We start from the raw sequence: 14,171 nt of genomic DNA, 5'->3' as shown, positions 1-14,171 counted from the left end.
ACCATCGTTCACCGGGATGACGGGCAAGCCTCAGAATGCGAAGTTCATACCCACGCTGTAGAAATCGATATCTTCCTCTACCATTGTATATTCCAGCTCAAACGACAGCTGCTGGTTGGCACGCCAGCCGCCCCCGAGACCTCCCGAGACCCCGCTGTCACTCCCATCTGCAGAAGCACCCACAACACTGGCAGAAGCGTCTTCGTGGAGAAATCCGAGCCGTAACTTGCCATACAGGGCATCACCAATACGCAGCACACCGTAAATCGCCTGTGTATCCACGTCCCAGTTTCCACTGCTGCCAAAAGCCTGCACATCGCCATCTGAAATCGTCGTCGTGAGCTCAGCCTCGACCGCCCAGGTGATACCGGTATCGGGTGCCCCGAAGGTATACCCACCCTGCACACCCAGATTGGTGGCCTCATCAAAACCCCTGATATCGGGGTCCATCCAGCCTGCTTTTGCACCAGCGTAAAATCCCTCCGCCATCGCCTGGCTGCTGATAAGGCACAGCGCCGGGAGCAGCCCGGCCAGTTTAATGATTCGCATGTAAATCCTCCGGGTACTTGTTCACTATAGCGTTACAGCTTTCCTGGAGCCGTAAAATCATTGTCGAGGCTAGCACATGCGCCCCCGATCCGTGAACAGCGGGCCTGACTGTGCCCTTATCCGGAATTTCACGTACCTGACGGTTGAACTCCACCCGCCTTCGGGGATAATGGGCGCCTTTCCTGACCGTCCGGAACTCATGAAACAACAGCTTGCCCCGTTATTGTCCACCGCCGTCGCGACACTCAAGTCCGATGGTATTTTGCCTGCCGACCAACCAGTCGATATCCAGCTCGAACGCACTCGCGATCGCAAACATGGTGACTTCGCCAGCAACCTGGCGATGGTGCTGTGCAAGGCTGCACGCAGCAAACCGCGGGACCTGGCGGAAAAACTGGTGGCTGCATTACCGGAATCCGATGTCGTAACCCGGGTGGAAATTGCCGGGCCGGGGTTTATCAATTTCTACCTGGCACCGGCGGCTTACCACACCATGCTGCAACAGGTCCTCGCCGAGAGCGAAAAATTCGGGCGCAGTGATGTGGGGGCAGGCCGGTCGGTACAGGTTGAATTCGTGTCGGCCAATCCGACCGGGCCGCTGCATGTGGGCCACGGGCGCGGTGCCGCCTATGGCGCCACCGTCGCAGACCTGCTTGAGGCTGTCGGCCACAAGGTGCACCGCGAGTACTATGTCAATGATGCCGGCCGCCAAATGGATATACTTGCCGCCAGTGTTTACCTGCGTTACCTGGACCTGTGCGGCGAAAGCATTACGTTCCCCAGTAACGGCTACAAGGGTGACTACGTATGGGACATCGGTGCCAGCCTGCACCGCAAACACGGTGATGCGCTGCGTCACAGTTCAGACGAAGTGTTCCGCGACATCGCCCCTGACGAGCCGGCAGGTGGCGACAAGGAAGCACATATCGATGACCTTATTACACGCATCAAGTCCCTGTTGGGCGAAAAGAATTATCGCGAAACGTTCGATATTGGCCTCGACTCTATCCTGGAAAACATCCGTCATGACCTGGAGGATTTCGGTGTACGTTACGACGAATGGTTTTCGGAGCGTGCTCTGACCGAAAGCGGCGCCGTAGAGCGTGCGCTGGAACGCCTGAAAGACTCTGGTTATGTCTATGAAAAAGGTGGCGCACTGTGGTTCCGCTCCACCGACTTCGGTGATGAGAAGGACCGTGTCGTGGTGCGTGACAATGGCCAGACCACCTACTTCGCCTCTGACATCGCTTACCACATGAACAAACTGGAACGTGGCTATGACCGCGTTATCGATGTCTGGGGTGCTGATCATCACGGTTACGTGCCACGCGTCAAGGCCGCACTGACTGCACTTGGTGATGATGCCAGCAAGCTCGACGTTTTGCTGGTGCAGTTCGCTATCCTGTACCGCGGTGGCGAGAAAATGCAAATGTCCACGCGCTCCGGTGAATTCGTAACCCTGCGGGAACTGCGCAACGAGGTAGGCAACGATGCCGCACGATTCTTCTACGTGATGCGAAAATGCGAACAACACATGGACTTTGATCTTGACCTTGCAAAGTCGCAGTCCAACGAGAATCCCATCTACTATATCCAGTATGCACACGCACGTGTCGCAAGTGTGTTTCGCCAACTGACGGAGAAAGGATTCGCGTGGGACGCTGACAACGGCGCAAAGCACCTCGACCGGCTAACCGAATCACACGAAGACCAGTTGATTGTGGCGCTGTCGCGCTACCCTGAAGTGGTAGAAGCCGCCGGCCTTAACCACGAGCCGCACATGCTTGCCCATTACCTGCGCGAACTGTCCAACGAGTTCCACACCTATTACAACGCACACCAGTTCCTGGTCGACGATGCCGACCTGCGCGACGCACGACTGAACCTGATCCAGGCGACACGACAGGTTATTGCCAACGGCCTCGGCCTGCTGGGTGTGTCCGCACCCGACAGCATGTAGGCTTCCTGTAAGCGATGGCACGCACCCGCAGGAGAACACCCGTCCAGCGTCGACGCCGCAGCAAGGGCGCGCCCGCCTGGCTGTGGGCGCTGCTCGGCCTGTTCGGTGGATTGTCGATCGCCTATGTCACCTGGCTGGTTATGCAACCGGCTGGTACTGACACCACAAGCAAAACCCGCAAAGCGCTGGATAAGCCCGTGCAACACGATACACGCGACGTACGCAAGACCCCCGGGAAACCCATACCGCCACCACCCAGGCCACGCTTTGATTTCTATAACCTGTTACCGGAGATGGAAGTTGTTGTACCGGAACAGGAAATTCGTGGCACGCCAACGCGCGAAGGTGTCAAGCGCGTGGAGCAACCCGGCACCTACCTGTTACAGGCCGGTTCATTCCCCAGTCACGAACGCGCCGATCGCCTGCGCGCCAAACTTGCCTTGCTGGGACTGGAAACACGCATACAAACTGTCAGTGTTGATGGCAACCGCACCTGGCACCGGGTGCGAGTCGGGCCTTATAAAAATCTGGCCGACCTGAATGAAGCGCGGACATTGCTGAAAAAGAACGGTATCGATGCGATTCTGATTCGCCTGACAAAATGATACCTGTTTGATTCAGGGCCACTAGACCTGGCAACCCTTCATCATTTCCAGTGCATCACGAATCGAGCGTGAAAAACCGATCGCGCCTTTCTTCCTGCGCACACCGGCGCGGCGCAATTTAAGGATCATGCGTGGCTGTAGTGCATTGATAATCAAACATCGCTCCTGACTCTCGAAGTCTTTTACGATGGACTCCATGGCTACAATTGCGCTCATGTCCAGCATCGACACCTTGCTCATATCCAGGATCACAACGCGTACTTCCGGAGCAATCAGGGATATTTCACTCAGTGCTTTCTGCGCTGAACCAAAAAACAACGGGCCGTTGATTTCGTAGATGGCCACATCACGCGGTAACGGTTCGTCGTGATGTATTGCCGCTTCCTCGTGATCCAGTGCATCGACACGGGTCAGCTGGATACTGCGCCGTATAAAGAGCATTGCTGCCAGACCCATACCAACGCCAACAGCAATCACCATGTCGAAAAATACCGTTAACAGGAAGCAGGTCAAAAGCGTAATCACATCATCGCGCGGCGCAATCTTTACGATGCGAAAAAAATGTTTTGCCTCGCTCATGTTCCAGGCCACCATCAGCAACAACGCCGCAATGGATGCCATTGGTATATAGGCCAGGTACTTCGCCAGAAAAACGATTGACGCCAGAATAAACAACGCGTGTACCACGGATGCCAGCGGTGAACTTCCACCGGCACGCACGCTTGCGGCCGTCCTGGCAATAGCAGCCGTTGCGGGGATGCCGCCGAACAGCGGCACAATCATGTTGCCAATCCCCTGCCCGATCAATTCATCATTCGGGTTATGCTTTTGGCCGGACATGCCATCGGCGGCCACGGCACACAACAGGGATTCAATAGCGCCCAGCACGGCAATTGTCAGCGCAGCGCCAACCAGGCTGTGAACAATGTCGAATGAAAGACCAATCGGGTTGCCGTCAGCGCCTGGCTGGTCCCACGGCCATTCGAATCCAGGCAACACCGGCGGTATACCTCCGTGGAGCACACCATCAATCGTGTAATGAAATCGTGAACCAATGGTCGCTACGGAAAAATCACTGCTGAGACCTGCGACTACCGCTACCAGAACCGATGCCACAAACAGTGCGACCAGGTGCCCGGGAATACGGGATTTCAGACGTGGCCATACAATCAGTATTGCCAATGTAAAAATACCGACGATGGATTCTTCCCAGCTCAGCGTAGGTAAAGCGTGGAACAGTGTCACCACTTTGTCAGTATAGTGCTCGCCAAGAGATTCAATATTCAGCCCCAGAAAATCCTTGATCTGTATCGTTCCGATTACGACCCCGATCCCGGCGGTAAAACCGATGGTCACCGGGTAAGGCACCACCTCGATCAATGCGCCAAAACGCGACAGCCCCATGAGTATGAGTATGAAGCCGGCCATAAACCCGCTCATTAGCAGACCGCCAAGCCCGTAATGCTGGACAATGGGCAGCAGCACGACAACGAATGCTGCTGTTGGGCCCGGTATGTTGACGCGCGACCCGCCGGTCAGCGCAATGACAATCCCCGATATCACCGCCGTATACAACCCATACTGTGGCGCTACACCACTGGCAATCGCCAGTGCCATTGAAAGAGGCAGGGCAATCACGCCAACCGTCAGTCCGGCCAGAATATTGGCCTGTACACTCTCCAGGGAACGGTCGGTTTTCAGGGACACTCTGAGCGCGGAAAACATATGAGACTGGCCTGTTTATGATTCGTAATAACAGTGAAAAAGACAATACACCGTCACGGCTGCAGGTAGCTATAACCGCTCAGACCGGCTTCCATTTCACCGTTATATTGTGCGGCTTCAGCCTCGTCCAGTCCAGAAGCGCTAATCAGTGCACGATACGCCTCGAGCAACTGTGACGGGTCAAAATGCACGTAGCTCAGCAACTCGTCTACCCGGTCACCTTTTTCTGCATGGCTCAGCCTGTGCGAACCATCTTCCTGTATTTCGATATCCACCGCATCGGTATCACCGAACAGGTTGTGCATGTCACCCAGTATTTCCTGGTAGGCGCCAACCATGAAGATACCCAGCAGGTACTCCTCACCAGGCTTGACGGCATGGACCGGAAGACTGTGCTCGATGCCTTCGCTGTCGACGTAGTAATCAATACGACCATCCGAGTCGCAAGTCAGGTCTTCCAGTGTAGTCCGGCGCGTTGGTATTTCGTTGAGCCGGTGCAGCGGGACAATGGGAAAGATCTGGTCCAGCGCCCACACATCAGGCAATGACTGGAAAATGGACATATTGCAGAAGTACTTGTCCGCCAGCATTTCGTTCAGCGGGTCGAGCACTTCGCGATGTTCGCGGCGATCAGGCTGCAACCTGTACCGCAGGTGCTGGAGGATGGCGTAATAATACTGTTCACCCTGCGCGCGCTGACTCAGGCTCAGAAGCCCCCTGTTATAGGACTCCAGAATATCCTCCAGTGCCCGGCCGGCCTCATGCCAGGTTTCCAGTACGGCATTATGTTCCAGTCCGTCGTAGAGGTCTGCCATTGCTTTCAGCACATCCGGAACAACGCCCTGTAATGCCGAAGGCGGCTCTTCACCAGGCGCCTGCTCTGTGTCAATGACATTGGTAATCATAAAGGCATGGTGCGCAGTGATCGCGCGACCCGATTCGGTCATCAACGCCGGTCGCGGCAGGTCGTTTTCTTCACAGACCATCGAGACACCTTGCACGATCGCCTCGGCATACTGGTCCAGCGTATAATTCATGGAACAGAAACTGCGCGATGCCGTCCCTTCGTAGTCCACGCCCAGTCCACCGCCAACGTCCAGTGTATTGACCGTAGCACCAAGCGCGCACAGATCCGCAAAAACACGTGCTGCCTCTGCTACACCGGTACGAATATCCGCGATATTCGCCAGCTGGGAACCCAGATGAAAGTGCATCATCTGCAGTTGACCCAGCAGGTCGGTACTGCGCAAACGCTCGACCATCTCCAGTACCTGCGAAGTCCGCAGTCCAAATTTGGATTTTGCGCCACCCGTATTCTGCCAGTTTCCGACACCAATAGAGGCCATGCGCACACGAACACCCAGCAAGGGCTGCACCTTCAATTCCGCAGCCTGTTCGATGACCAGATCAAGCTCTGAAAGTTTCTCTACTACCAGGTATATGCGCAGGCCAAGCCGATGCCCCATCAGGGCCAGCCGTATATACTCACGATCCTTGTAACCGTTACAGACAACTACACTGCCGGGCTTTGACAACCCCAGCACCGCCATCAACTCGGGCTTGCTGCCCGCTTCCAGACCCACTTCAGCGGACTCGGTGTTGAGAATATGATGCACCACGCTGAACTGCTGGTTTACCTTGACGGGATACACTGCCGTGTATTCTGCCGAATAATCATGATGGTGCATGGCGCGCCTGAATGCCGCGCACAGGCTGGCTACCCGGTGGTGCAGCAGGTCTGTGCAACGGACCAGCACCGGCAGTCGCAGGCCCGCCGCACGAATTTCCTGCGACAATGCGTACAGATCAACCCTGGCTTCCTGGCACTGGTACGGGACAGACGCAAACAGGTGCCCCTGTTCATTAACGTCAAAATAACCATTACTCCACCCCGGCAGGTTGTAGCGCCGGCGCGCCGCTTCAATCGTTTGCTCGCTCATGGCGCACAGAGTAGCAGAATCTGCTATCTTTTCCGCCCATGAATCTGCCTGACAATACACAATGGTTTACTGAAATCTGCGAAGCACATGGCTCCGCCCTTTCGTTCCGTATTCGCCGGAAGCTGCACGAAGAAAAAACGGCCTTCCAGCACATCGAAATCTTTGAAACGACAGACTTTGGCAACCTGATGGTGATCGATGGCTTTATCATGCTCACCAGCCGTGACAATTTTCTCTACCACGAAATGATGTCGCACCCGGCACTGTTCACCCACCCGTCGCCGAAGCGTGTTGTCATTATCGGAGGTGGTGATTGCGGGACACTACGGGAAGTATTGAAGCATAAAGGTGTCGAGCACGCGCTGCAGGTGGAAATCGATGAACGAGTGACTCGCCTGTCAGAGCAATACTTCCCGGAATTATGCGAGTCCAACCGCGACCCGCGCGCCGAGTTCCTGTTCGACGACGGCATCCAGTGGATGAAGGCGGCCAAACCTGGCAGCGTCGATGTCGTGATTGTCGACAGCACAGACCCCGTTGGCCCGGCCAAAGGGTTGTTCAGCGAAGATTTCTACCACAGCTGCCACCGCGCACTGGGGAATACAGGGCTGATCGTACAGCAAAGCGAGTCACCCCTGCTGCATTACAACAGCATCATCCAGCCCATGCATCGAGCCATGCAATCTGCCGGATTCAGCCACACCCACACCCTGCCTTTTCCTCAGCCCTGCTACCCGTCTGGCTGGTGGTCAGCGACCCTTGGCTGCAATCGGGCACTGAACCGGTTCAGGGAAGCGGATGCAGAAAATCCGGGCTTCAGGACGCAGTACTACACGCGCGCCATGCACCAGAGCGCACTGGCAATGCCGGCCTTTTTCCGGGCAGGTAATACTTGATGGACTTGTCCAGCACCGTCAAAAATAGACGGATGGCGAATTGATAAAGCAGAAAACCATTATTGATTCGCTAAACACATGACCGGTTACGGCACAGGCCGGTTTGTACGGCGCTTTATTAAAAAGGAACTGACTATAATGCGGTATCGCGCAATACTTCTGACACTATTGGTGACCTGCCTGGTTTCCTGCCTATCCACCCCTCCGCCGCTAAAGGCACTTCCCGCCCAACCCGGTACGCTCACACTCGATGACTTCTCAATCTCCGCGCCAGACGAGGAAGGGTGGTACCTGGCACATGAAGACCCCAATGAAATCCAGTTGGTAAGGAAAGGTACAAGCGGCGATGAAACGTATGCCATCCAGGCATGGTCGATTCGACTTCCACAGTTCTTTAATGACGAAGCCTTTGTGTCATTTATCATGGACAGAATTACACATAACACAGACGAGACGCGCTTCATCGCAAAGAAGCATCAGGCGCTTATTGTAAACACCAGGCATGGCACATGCGTGAAATTCATGAGCGTTCATGAAACCTTATCAGCCAGAAAACGTTCCGGAAATCCAGGGCCGATACTTCTTGAAGTCGTAGGGATTACTTGCCGGAACCCGTACCAGCCCACTGATGGTGCCCACCTTGTATATTCCAACAGACACCGCCCCGGGAACAAGGACTTTATGCTGGCCTCCAGGGCGCAATCCCTGTTCGACAGTCTTGATTTTATACACTAGACTGCATGCAGCTGAACAATTCGAAGTAGCCAGGCTTTACCGGATTAAATCGATGAATACGTCTTGCAAAAAAGCTGCCCTGGCAGCCGGATTATTTGCCCTTATAGTATTCAGCGCAGCAAACGCCGACGAGGTAAACATCATTGCCGCCGATTTCACCGGTAGTGGCGATAATCGCTGGACAATTGACGTGACCCTGAAACACCATGACACCGGCTGGGATCACTACGCGGATAACTGGCGCGTCGTCGACCCCAAGGGCAACGTGCTGGGTAATCGTGTTCTTTATCACCCCCACATAACGGAGCAGCCTTTTACGCGCAGCCTGTCTGATGTGAAGATTCCCGAAGGGATAACCACGGTCTATATTGAGGCGCACGACAAGCTGCATGGCTGGACGCATAACCGACTGCCTGTGGATATAAGCAAGGCCCGCGAAGGGCATTTACGGGTTGAGGCAGAACGGGACATTATTCGGTGAGCTCATCCGGAACTGGCCTGGTGCTCATCACGTGGACAGCTTCATTCCTGTATTACGAATTGCAGCGTTACTGGGATTCGGCATAGGATTTGCTCAGACCGGCTTACTCAGACGGTCAAGGCGCACTCGCCGCGCCGGCATTTTTCCTGCAGAGGAAACAGACCGCAATTTGAGGTATTTCCCCGGCGCCGGTTATTCGATAGCCGGAACGCCCGCTTACCTAACCGCTTGAAAAGAAAACCATAGAGGCGTAGTTTCGAGAGAAACAACAGGAATCCCCCGTGTGGGGTGGTGCGTGTTATACGGAAAACGCACGTGTTATAACACGGCATTTTTCCAGATATACAATGTTATGCGTAGAAAACCTCAACAGAACATATTGCGGGCAGAAGATGCAGCTAATCTATACCTGCTTGTATTGATTCCGTGGGAATTGGGGCTGAAGAAAAAAACGAAGGGATTCGATTTCGAGGCCAGTGCATTTAAGGCGTTCAGGGAAACATCTAATCTCGATTGCACTGCATTTGAATCGAGCAATGAACTAAAAAAACAAATGAAGCACGGTCTTAGATCCGGTGTTCTTCCAAGTAACATGATTCTTTTCCTTAAGGGAAAGAATAAAGCGCAAGGCCTAATACGCGCTGTACGTAACGCTGCCGCACATGGAGGAGTAAAAGAGTCAAAGATTGGTAGTAGATGGTACATATGTTTTGATGGCAATTACCGAGGGAAGCAGAACTTATATGGCCGTATACAAAGAACGATCTTTGAGGAGTTTCTACATGCGCTTATGTCCACCGCAGAACACGCATAACAAGTCAGCCCAGTCCGACGCCTGCTTCGCAGGCGCGGCTGGCTTCAGACGTTAGGTGCCTTGAGGCTTACCACATGTTGAGAATTGTCATAGCCATTACCTCTATCCTTGTATCTGGCTGTCTTCCTCAAAGTGGCGGGCCATCTCCTAAGGCGGTACTAGTTGTATCCTCGGAGCGCTACCAACCAGATCAAGTTCTCAAATCTCTAGATTCTATCGGTGATTCTTTAGATAAGAAAATCGATAAGAAAGAGGAAGTGATTGAGATCGGAGAAACTAAATACCGAAAGTACGATTACTATGAGATCGCATATTGGTACCCTAATAATGGATCAAAATACTATGGAGTATCGCTCGTAAAATGGATGCGGGGAGATGAAGAAACGGATAACCGGTACTTCATTGATGTATATTCTGAAGGAGAAAAGTGCGAATTGTGTAACACAGTGAAATCTGCGCTAGACCAATTCAAAATCGAATATTACTCAGCGTGTGAAAAATCCAACACGAGAACAGAATACGAGAAAATTAGATGCGGCACCTAACAAATCACTCCAACCGACCGCCAGAGGCGGCGGCTGAGTTCAACCGTTGCACAAATAGAAGGAAGGGAGAGTCCACGCGCAGAAGATAAACACTGTGCACCATTTAACTCACCGACAGGAGGTGCTCGCATGGAAGCGACACTACAGAGCGTGTTTAAACTGGGCTACAACCGTTACAAGGAGCACCATGGTGTGAGCCGCGACCAACACCAGGCAGCGAATGCGATCATGACCTGTTGCTGCCCCGAGCTTGGCTATGAAGAGTGGGTATGTCGACACGACGGTTACCTTGAACAGCAGGCCCATTCCTGCCGCCATCGGAGTTGTCCGCGGTGTCAAGGCTCAACGACACAAGCGTGGATGGATAAAACCCAGGCACGCCTGTTGCCGTGTGACCATTACCATGTGGTGTTTACACTGCCCCACGAACTCAACGAGATCTGGCAATACAACCGTGAATGGAGTGTGGATCACCTGTTCAGGGCTTCAGCGGAGACACTGCGTCAGCTGTTAAAAGACGACCGTTATTTAGGCGCCGACGTCGGACTTCTCGCCTCACTGCACACCTGGGGGCGTACCGGATCCTTTCATCCCCATGTACATCTTCTCGTGACGGGTGGAGGTTTACACGCCGGGCAGTGGCGGCCGCTGGAGGCTGATTTTTTGCTGCCTGTGGGTGTTCTGAAGGCGAAGTTCCGGGGCAAGTGGCTAAGCTGGCTGAATGCCGCCTATGCGCAAGGTGAGCTGGTGCTACCGAGCCACTGGAGTGACGGTGACTGGCGCCGTGTATTGCGCCGGATTGCCCGCAAGCAATGGAATGTCCGTATTCAGGGCCCTTACCGCCACGGCAGTGGCGTGGTGAACTATCTCTCCCGCTATCTTCATGGCGGGCCGATCAAGGATCACCGTCTTATCGAGGCGGATGCATCCCGAGTGAGTTTCCGTTATCGTGATCATCATGACGGCAAGGAAAAGCTTATGATGCTGAAGACGGACGAGTTTATCCATCGCGTGCTCTGGCATGTTCCGGTGAAGGGGCAACATAACGTGCGCTACTATGGACTGTACGTTCCTGGCGCACGTGCCAAACGTGACCTTATCCGTGAACAGCTGAATGAGCAGACTGGTGAAACCGTCAAGCCTGCAGAGAAACGGGAAAGGCTCTGCCCGGACTGTGGTGCGGTGTTATTCCCTTACCGCAGCACACGCCGCGAAATTTCCTATATAAGGAATAGGCGCTCGCATGAGGGTTCCGGTAGCATTGTGCAACAACGCGTTGAAGCCGACCGCATCGGGCTTGGGTGCTCCCCGCCAGGGGTCGGCGTAGTTTTTTTGCCCCGCACGCGGCGGCTTAACTAGACGTTAGGCGTAATCAAGAGGTATAAATGAAGTCGTTCAAAGTCACATACAACAATAAGACCCCCGTTGTTATACATCCCGAGGGGCTTAATCATATGCAGGTTACAGTTGGTGGTTATTGCCAGAATGGTGACGCTGCTGAATTATCTGCATGGGGTTATCTGTCTGATGATAATGCTTATACTCAATATACATGGCTTAAAGAGGCTGTAGAAGTAAGCGATCTTATTACGATTGAGTGTATTGATTCTGAATTAGGTGATGAGCCAGTTGGCGTTGAAGAAATGGGACCGGTTGTTCCTACTTGTTCTTTCTGTCAAAAGACGAAAGAGGAAGTTGAATGTTTGATCGAAGCCAAATACAAACTTGCACATATTTGCAATGAATGTGTAGATGTATGCGTAGGCGTCGCCAAGAAATACAAGGCGGAGAGGTAATGACGCCTAACCATTGCCTCAAACCGACCGCCTACGTCGCTGGCGCGACTCCGGCGTCGGTTTAGGCAAGCCGTTATGTTGCTATTGAGATAACTGTTACAAATATTTATGGCTAAAATATTTCGGTATGCGCTGTATTTTGTGGCCACCCTTATACTGTTGTCAGTCATGGCATATTGGTTGGAAGATGGGAGGGTTGAAGAGCTCGATTTTGTTCCAACTTACGATAAGCAGGATGAGCTAGAAGGGCTATTCAAAAAAGCAACTGAAGGTTCCGGTCTAACACCTGAAGAATGGGAAAGGCTTAATTGGTTAACCGAAGATAAAAAATACCAAGTGAACAAACAAGTGCGTGAATGGGTAGAAAGTGAAAAGTCAAAATAGGTTATCGCATGAACTGTAGTGTAGTATCGCAACATAACCAGCACACCCAGTTCGTCGCTTCGCGACTCGGACCGCGTTAACACGCGGCCGCTGGTGCGCAACGTTATGCACAAAATGAAATGGAGATCTAAATGGTCAAAAAGACAGGTTCAGGCTCAAAAGGAAGAACAACAACCAAAACTGTGCGTAAATCCATTAGCAAAAAGGTTACGGGTGGAAAGGTTCGTAGTTCTAACACAGGAAGTACAGGCCCAAAAGGACCTGTAAAAAAGGGCAAATAGAACTATGGATCTCAAAGAAGTTAGAAAGGCGTACTACGGATATTCCGGAAAAGCCAGCGATGTTGCTAGGCAAGCATCATTCGCGGGAATTGCGATAATTTGGATATTCAAATCACAAGAAGGTGCAAGATTCGCAATACCCGAAGAATTAATACAGCCAATGGTACTCTTTATCGCTGCACTAGCTGCTGATTTGTTGCATTATATTTTCGGTTCCATAATTTGGGGGGTATACAACAAGGTGTTGGAAAAACAGCATGGAGTGAATTTCGAGGGTAAGTTTGAAGCACCATCAAAAATTAATTGGCCTACCTTGGTCTTTTTTTCCTTGAAGCTTGGTCTTTCATTCAGCGGTTTCGTTTTGCTCTTTCAATACGGATACTACGAGCTAGGCATCAATGGTTAATAATGCATAACAATAAGTTCAACCTGACATGTTTTACAACGCGCCTTTTTGTGGTTCGCTTCGCTCAGTATTCCACAAAAAACCACGTTGTAAAACATGCAGGTTAACTAAACGTTAGGTATTTAAGAGGATGTTCGTAATGCATAGTCATCACGATCAAGAAGTACGAGATGCTCAAGCACAAAACAACGTTGCTGCAATACTCGGCGCAATTATTGTAGTTAGCGGACTTTTCACAAGTATTGTAGGAAATTCGCTTATCGGTATATTAATAGCCATCTTTGGCGTGCTTGTCTATATGGCAATGAGCATAAATTCTGGGCTCGCCCAGATATCGCTAAACCAATGTGTAATTATTGATCTGCAAAACGAACTAATTCGAACTATCAGAAACAATGACGACTAATCACGTAAACGCATCGTGGGTTATACCTAACACGCGCACCCAGTCGCCCCTGTCGGGGCTCGGACGGCGCTTACGCGCCGCCGCTGGTGCACAACGTTAGGCGCTAATTGGATGGATTATGAATGGGTTTGCAATGTTTGCAGAGCATTGAATGATTCTGAGGCTCATTCATGCCGTAAATGCAATGCGCCGGCCGAATTAAACCAGTTTGAGATTGCTGAGCTGAGAAAAATGCTTGCTGAAGGAGAGGTGATTCAGCCCTTAACTCGAAGTTCTAGTCCTAGCTTGAACCGCTACTACTGGTTTGTGGAAGTGTCAGACGGGAAAAATTCTGTTGCTAGAACTATTGGCAATACCGTGTGGTGGTTAGGGCTTGGAATGCTAGCAGCCATGCTTCTTGCAAAGGTCTTATTGCCAGAGAACTTGGACATTGAGTGGATTGCGATCCCTCTGATATTTCTCGGCATCCTGGAGATACGACATTTTAGCCTAGGAAAAGAAACTTTTCTGGGCTATGTCGTAACTCCAGCAACAGAAGAGAACGCGGTTTGGCGCTGGCTCGGTTTGGTCCTCGATATATGGATTATTAGTATTGGGGTTTCGATGGTGTCCTTTGGTGGCGCCTAACAAGGCGCCCCAGCCGACGGC

Annotated in this window: 15 protein-coding genes; 12 read left to right on the top strand and 3 right to left on the bottom strand. The window is 52.3% G+C overall.

Annotated elements, in window-relative coordinates; genetic code table 11:
• Positions 1–30: 30 nt before the first annotated feature.
• On the bottom strand, positions 31–549 hold the full coding sequence (locus DFR30_RS01060) for an outer membrane beta-barrel protein (RefSeq protein ID WP_132970912.1): 519 nt from the start codon (positions 547–549) through the stop codon (positions 31–33).
• A 199-nt stretch (positions 550–748) separates the two neighbouring features.
• On the opposite strand from DFR30_RS01060, the gene argS reads away from it, so the two are divergent.
• On the top strand, positions 749–2,509 hold the full coding sequence (gene argS / locus DFR30_RS01055) for an arginine--tRNA ligase (RefSeq protein WP_132970911.1): 1,761 nt from the start codon (positions 749–751) through the stop codon (positions 2,507–2,509).
• A gap of 14 nt (positions 2,510–2,523) precedes the next feature.
• Positions 2,524–3,114: an SPOR domain-containing protein gene (locus DFR30_RS01050; RefSeq protein WP_132970910.1), complete on the top strand. Its 591-nt coding sequence runs from the start codon at positions 2,524–2,526 to the stop codon at positions 3,112–3,114.
• Positions 3,115–3,135: 21 nt separating this feature from the next.
• Here the strand turns inward: DFR30_RS01050 and dauA are convergent, their stop codons facing one another.
• Positions 3,136–4,839, bottom strand: a complete 1,704-nt coding sequence (dauA, locus tag DFR30_RS01045; RefSeq protein WP_132970909.1) for a C4-dicarboxylic acid transporter DauA — start codon at positions 4,837–4,839, stop codon at positions 3,136–3,138.
• Positions 4,840–4,892: 53 nt separating this feature from the next.
• Positions 4,893–6,779, bottom strand: coding sequence for a biosynthetic arginine decarboxylase (gene speA / locus DFR30_RS01040; protein ID WP_132970908.1), 1,887 nt, complete (start codon positions 6,777–6,779; stop codon positions 4,893–4,895).
• Positions 6,780–6,817: 38 nt separating this feature from the next.
• Here speA and speE point away from each other — a divergent pair, with 38 nt between their 5' ends.
• The 10 genes from speE (at position 6,818) to DFR30_RS00990 (ending at position 14,150) form a co-directional block, all read left to right on the top strand.
• Positions 6,818–7,675 carry a polyamine aminopropyltransferase gene (speE, locus tag DFR30_RS01035; RefSeq protein WP_132970907.1) on the top strand — a complete coding sequence of 286 codons (858 nt, stop codon included), beginning with the start codon at positions 6,818–6,820 and terminating at the stop codon, positions 7,673–7,675.
• Positions 7,676–7,813: 138 nt separating this feature from the next.
• Positions 7,814–8,410, top strand: a complete 597-nt coding sequence (locus DFR30_RS01030) for a hypothetical protein (protein ID WP_132970906.1) — start codon at positions 7,814–7,816, stop codon at positions 8,408–8,410.
• Positions 8,411–8,462: 52 nt separating this feature from the next.
• On the top strand, positions 8,463–8,891 hold the full coding sequence (locus DFR30_RS01025; protein WP_243640643.1) for a hypothetical protein: 429 nt from the start codon (positions 8,463–8,465) through the stop codon (positions 8,889–8,891).
• A 352-nt stretch (positions 8,892–9,243) separates the two neighbouring features.
• Positions 9,244–9,705 (top strand): hypothetical protein, encoded by a 462-nt coding sequence (locus DFR30_RS01020; protein ID WP_132970905.1) that lies wholly within the window; start codon positions 9,244–9,246, stop codon positions 9,703–9,705.
• A gap of 74 nt (positions 9,706–9,779) precedes the next feature.
• Positions 9,780–10,250, top strand: coding sequence for a hypothetical protein (locus DFR30_RS01015; protein WP_132970904.1), 471 nt, complete (start codon positions 9,780–9,782; stop codon positions 10,248–10,250).
• Between the two features lie 129 nt (positions 10,251–10,379).
• Positions 10,380–11,609 (top strand): IS91 family transposase, encoded by a 1,230-nt coding sequence (locus DFR30_RS01010; protein WP_132970903.1) that lies wholly within the window; start codon positions 10,380–10,382, stop codon positions 11,607–11,609.
• A gap of 26 nt (positions 11,610–11,635) precedes the next feature.
• Positions 11,636–12,046: a ClpX C4-type zinc finger protein gene (locus DFR30_RS14720; protein ID WP_424565394.1), complete on the top strand. Its 411-nt coding sequence runs from the start codon at positions 11,636–11,638 to the stop codon at positions 12,044–12,046.
• 168 nt (positions 12,047–12,214) lie between these two features.
• The gene (locus tag DFR30_RS01000; RefSeq protein WP_132970902.1) at positions 12,215–12,430 is read left to right on the top strand and encodes a hypothetical protein; all 216 of its coding nucleotides are present in this window, start codon (positions 12,215–12,217) and stop codon (positions 12,428–12,430) included.
• A gap of 285 nt (positions 12,431–12,715) precedes the next feature.
• The gene (locus DFR30_RS00995; protein WP_132970901.1) at positions 12,716–13,117 is read left to right on the top strand and encodes a hypothetical protein; all 402 of its coding nucleotides are present in this window, start codon (positions 12,716–12,718) and stop codon (positions 13,115–13,117) included.
• A 517-nt stretch (positions 13,118–13,634) separates the two neighbouring features.
• Positions 13,635–14,150 carry a hypothetical protein gene (locus tag DFR30_RS00990; protein ID WP_132970900.1) on the top strand — a complete coding sequence of 172 codons (516 nt, stop codon included), beginning with the start codon at positions 13,635–13,637 and terminating at the stop codon, positions 14,148–14,150.
• Positions 14,151–14,171: the final 21 nt, after the last annotated feature.

This window comes from Thiogranum longum (assembly GCF_004339085.1).
Lineage (GTDB): Bacteria > Pseudomonadota > Gammaproteobacteria > DSM-19610 > DSM-19610 > Thiogranum > Thiogranum longum.
The sequence above is the reverse complement of the archived record's forward strand: the minus strand, read 5'-3'. Positions and strand labels throughout refer to the sequence as shown.

Bases quoted from the DNA above. Each gene is read 5' to 3' on its own strand.
- DFR30_RS14720 (WP_424565394.1), top strand. From the start codon at position 11,636: ATGAAGTCGTTCAAAGTCACATACAACAATAAGACCCCCGTTGTTATA.
- argS (WP_132970911.1), top strand. From the start codon at position 749: ATGAAACAACAGCTTGCCCCGTTATTGTCCACCGCCGTCGCGACACTC.
- DFR30_RS01020 (WP_132970905.1), top strand. From the start codon at position 9,244: ATGCGTAGAAAACCTCAACAGAACATATTGCGGGCAGAAGATGCAGCT.
- speE (WP_132970907.1), top strand. From the start codon at position 6,818: ATGAATCTGCCTGACAATACACAATGGTTTACTGAAATCTGCGAAGCA.
- DFR30_RS00990 (WP_132970900.1), top strand. From the start codon at position 13,635: ATGGATTATGAATGGGTTTGCAATGTTTGCAGAGCATTGAATGATTCT.
- DFR30_RS01010 (WP_132970903.1), top strand. From the start codon at position 10,380: ATGGAAGCGACACTACAGAGCGTGTTTAAACTGGGCTACAACCGTTAC.
- DFR30_RS01000 (WP_132970902.1), top strand. From the start codon at position 12,215: ATGGCATATTGGTTGGAAGATGGGAGGGTTGAAGAGCTCGATTTTGTT.
- dauA (WP_132970909.1), bottom strand. From the start codon at position 4,839: ATGTTTTCCGCGCTCAGAGTGTCCCTGAAAACCGACCGTTCCCTGGAG.
- DFR30_RS00995 (WP_132970901.1), top strand. From the start codon at position 12,716: ATGGATCTCAAAGAAGTTAGAAAGGCGTACTACGGATATTCCGGAAAA.
- DFR30_RS01060 (WP_132970912.1), bottom strand. From the start codon at position 549: ATGCGAATCATTAAACTGGCCGGGCTGCTCCCGGCGCTGTGCCTTATC.
- DFR30_RS01050 (WP_132970910.1), top strand. From the start codon at position 2,524: ATGGCACGCACCCGCAGGAGAACACCCGTCCAGCGTCGACGCCGCAGC.
- DFR30_RS01030 (WP_132970906.1), top strand. From the start codon at position 7,814: ATGCGGTATCGCGCAATACTTCTGACACTATTGGTGACCTGCCTGGTT.
- DFR30_RS01015 (WP_132970904.1), top strand. From the start codon at position 9,780: ATGTTGAGAATTGTCATAGCCATTACCTCTATCCTTGTATCTGGCTGT.
- DFR30_RS01025 (WP_243640643.1), top strand. From the start codon at position 8,463: ATGAATACGTCTTGCAAAAAAGCTGCCCTGGCAGCCGGATTATTTGCC.
- speA (WP_132970908.1), bottom strand. From the start codon at position 6,779: ATGAGCGAGCAAACGATTGAAGCGGCGCGCCGGCGCTACAACCTGCCG.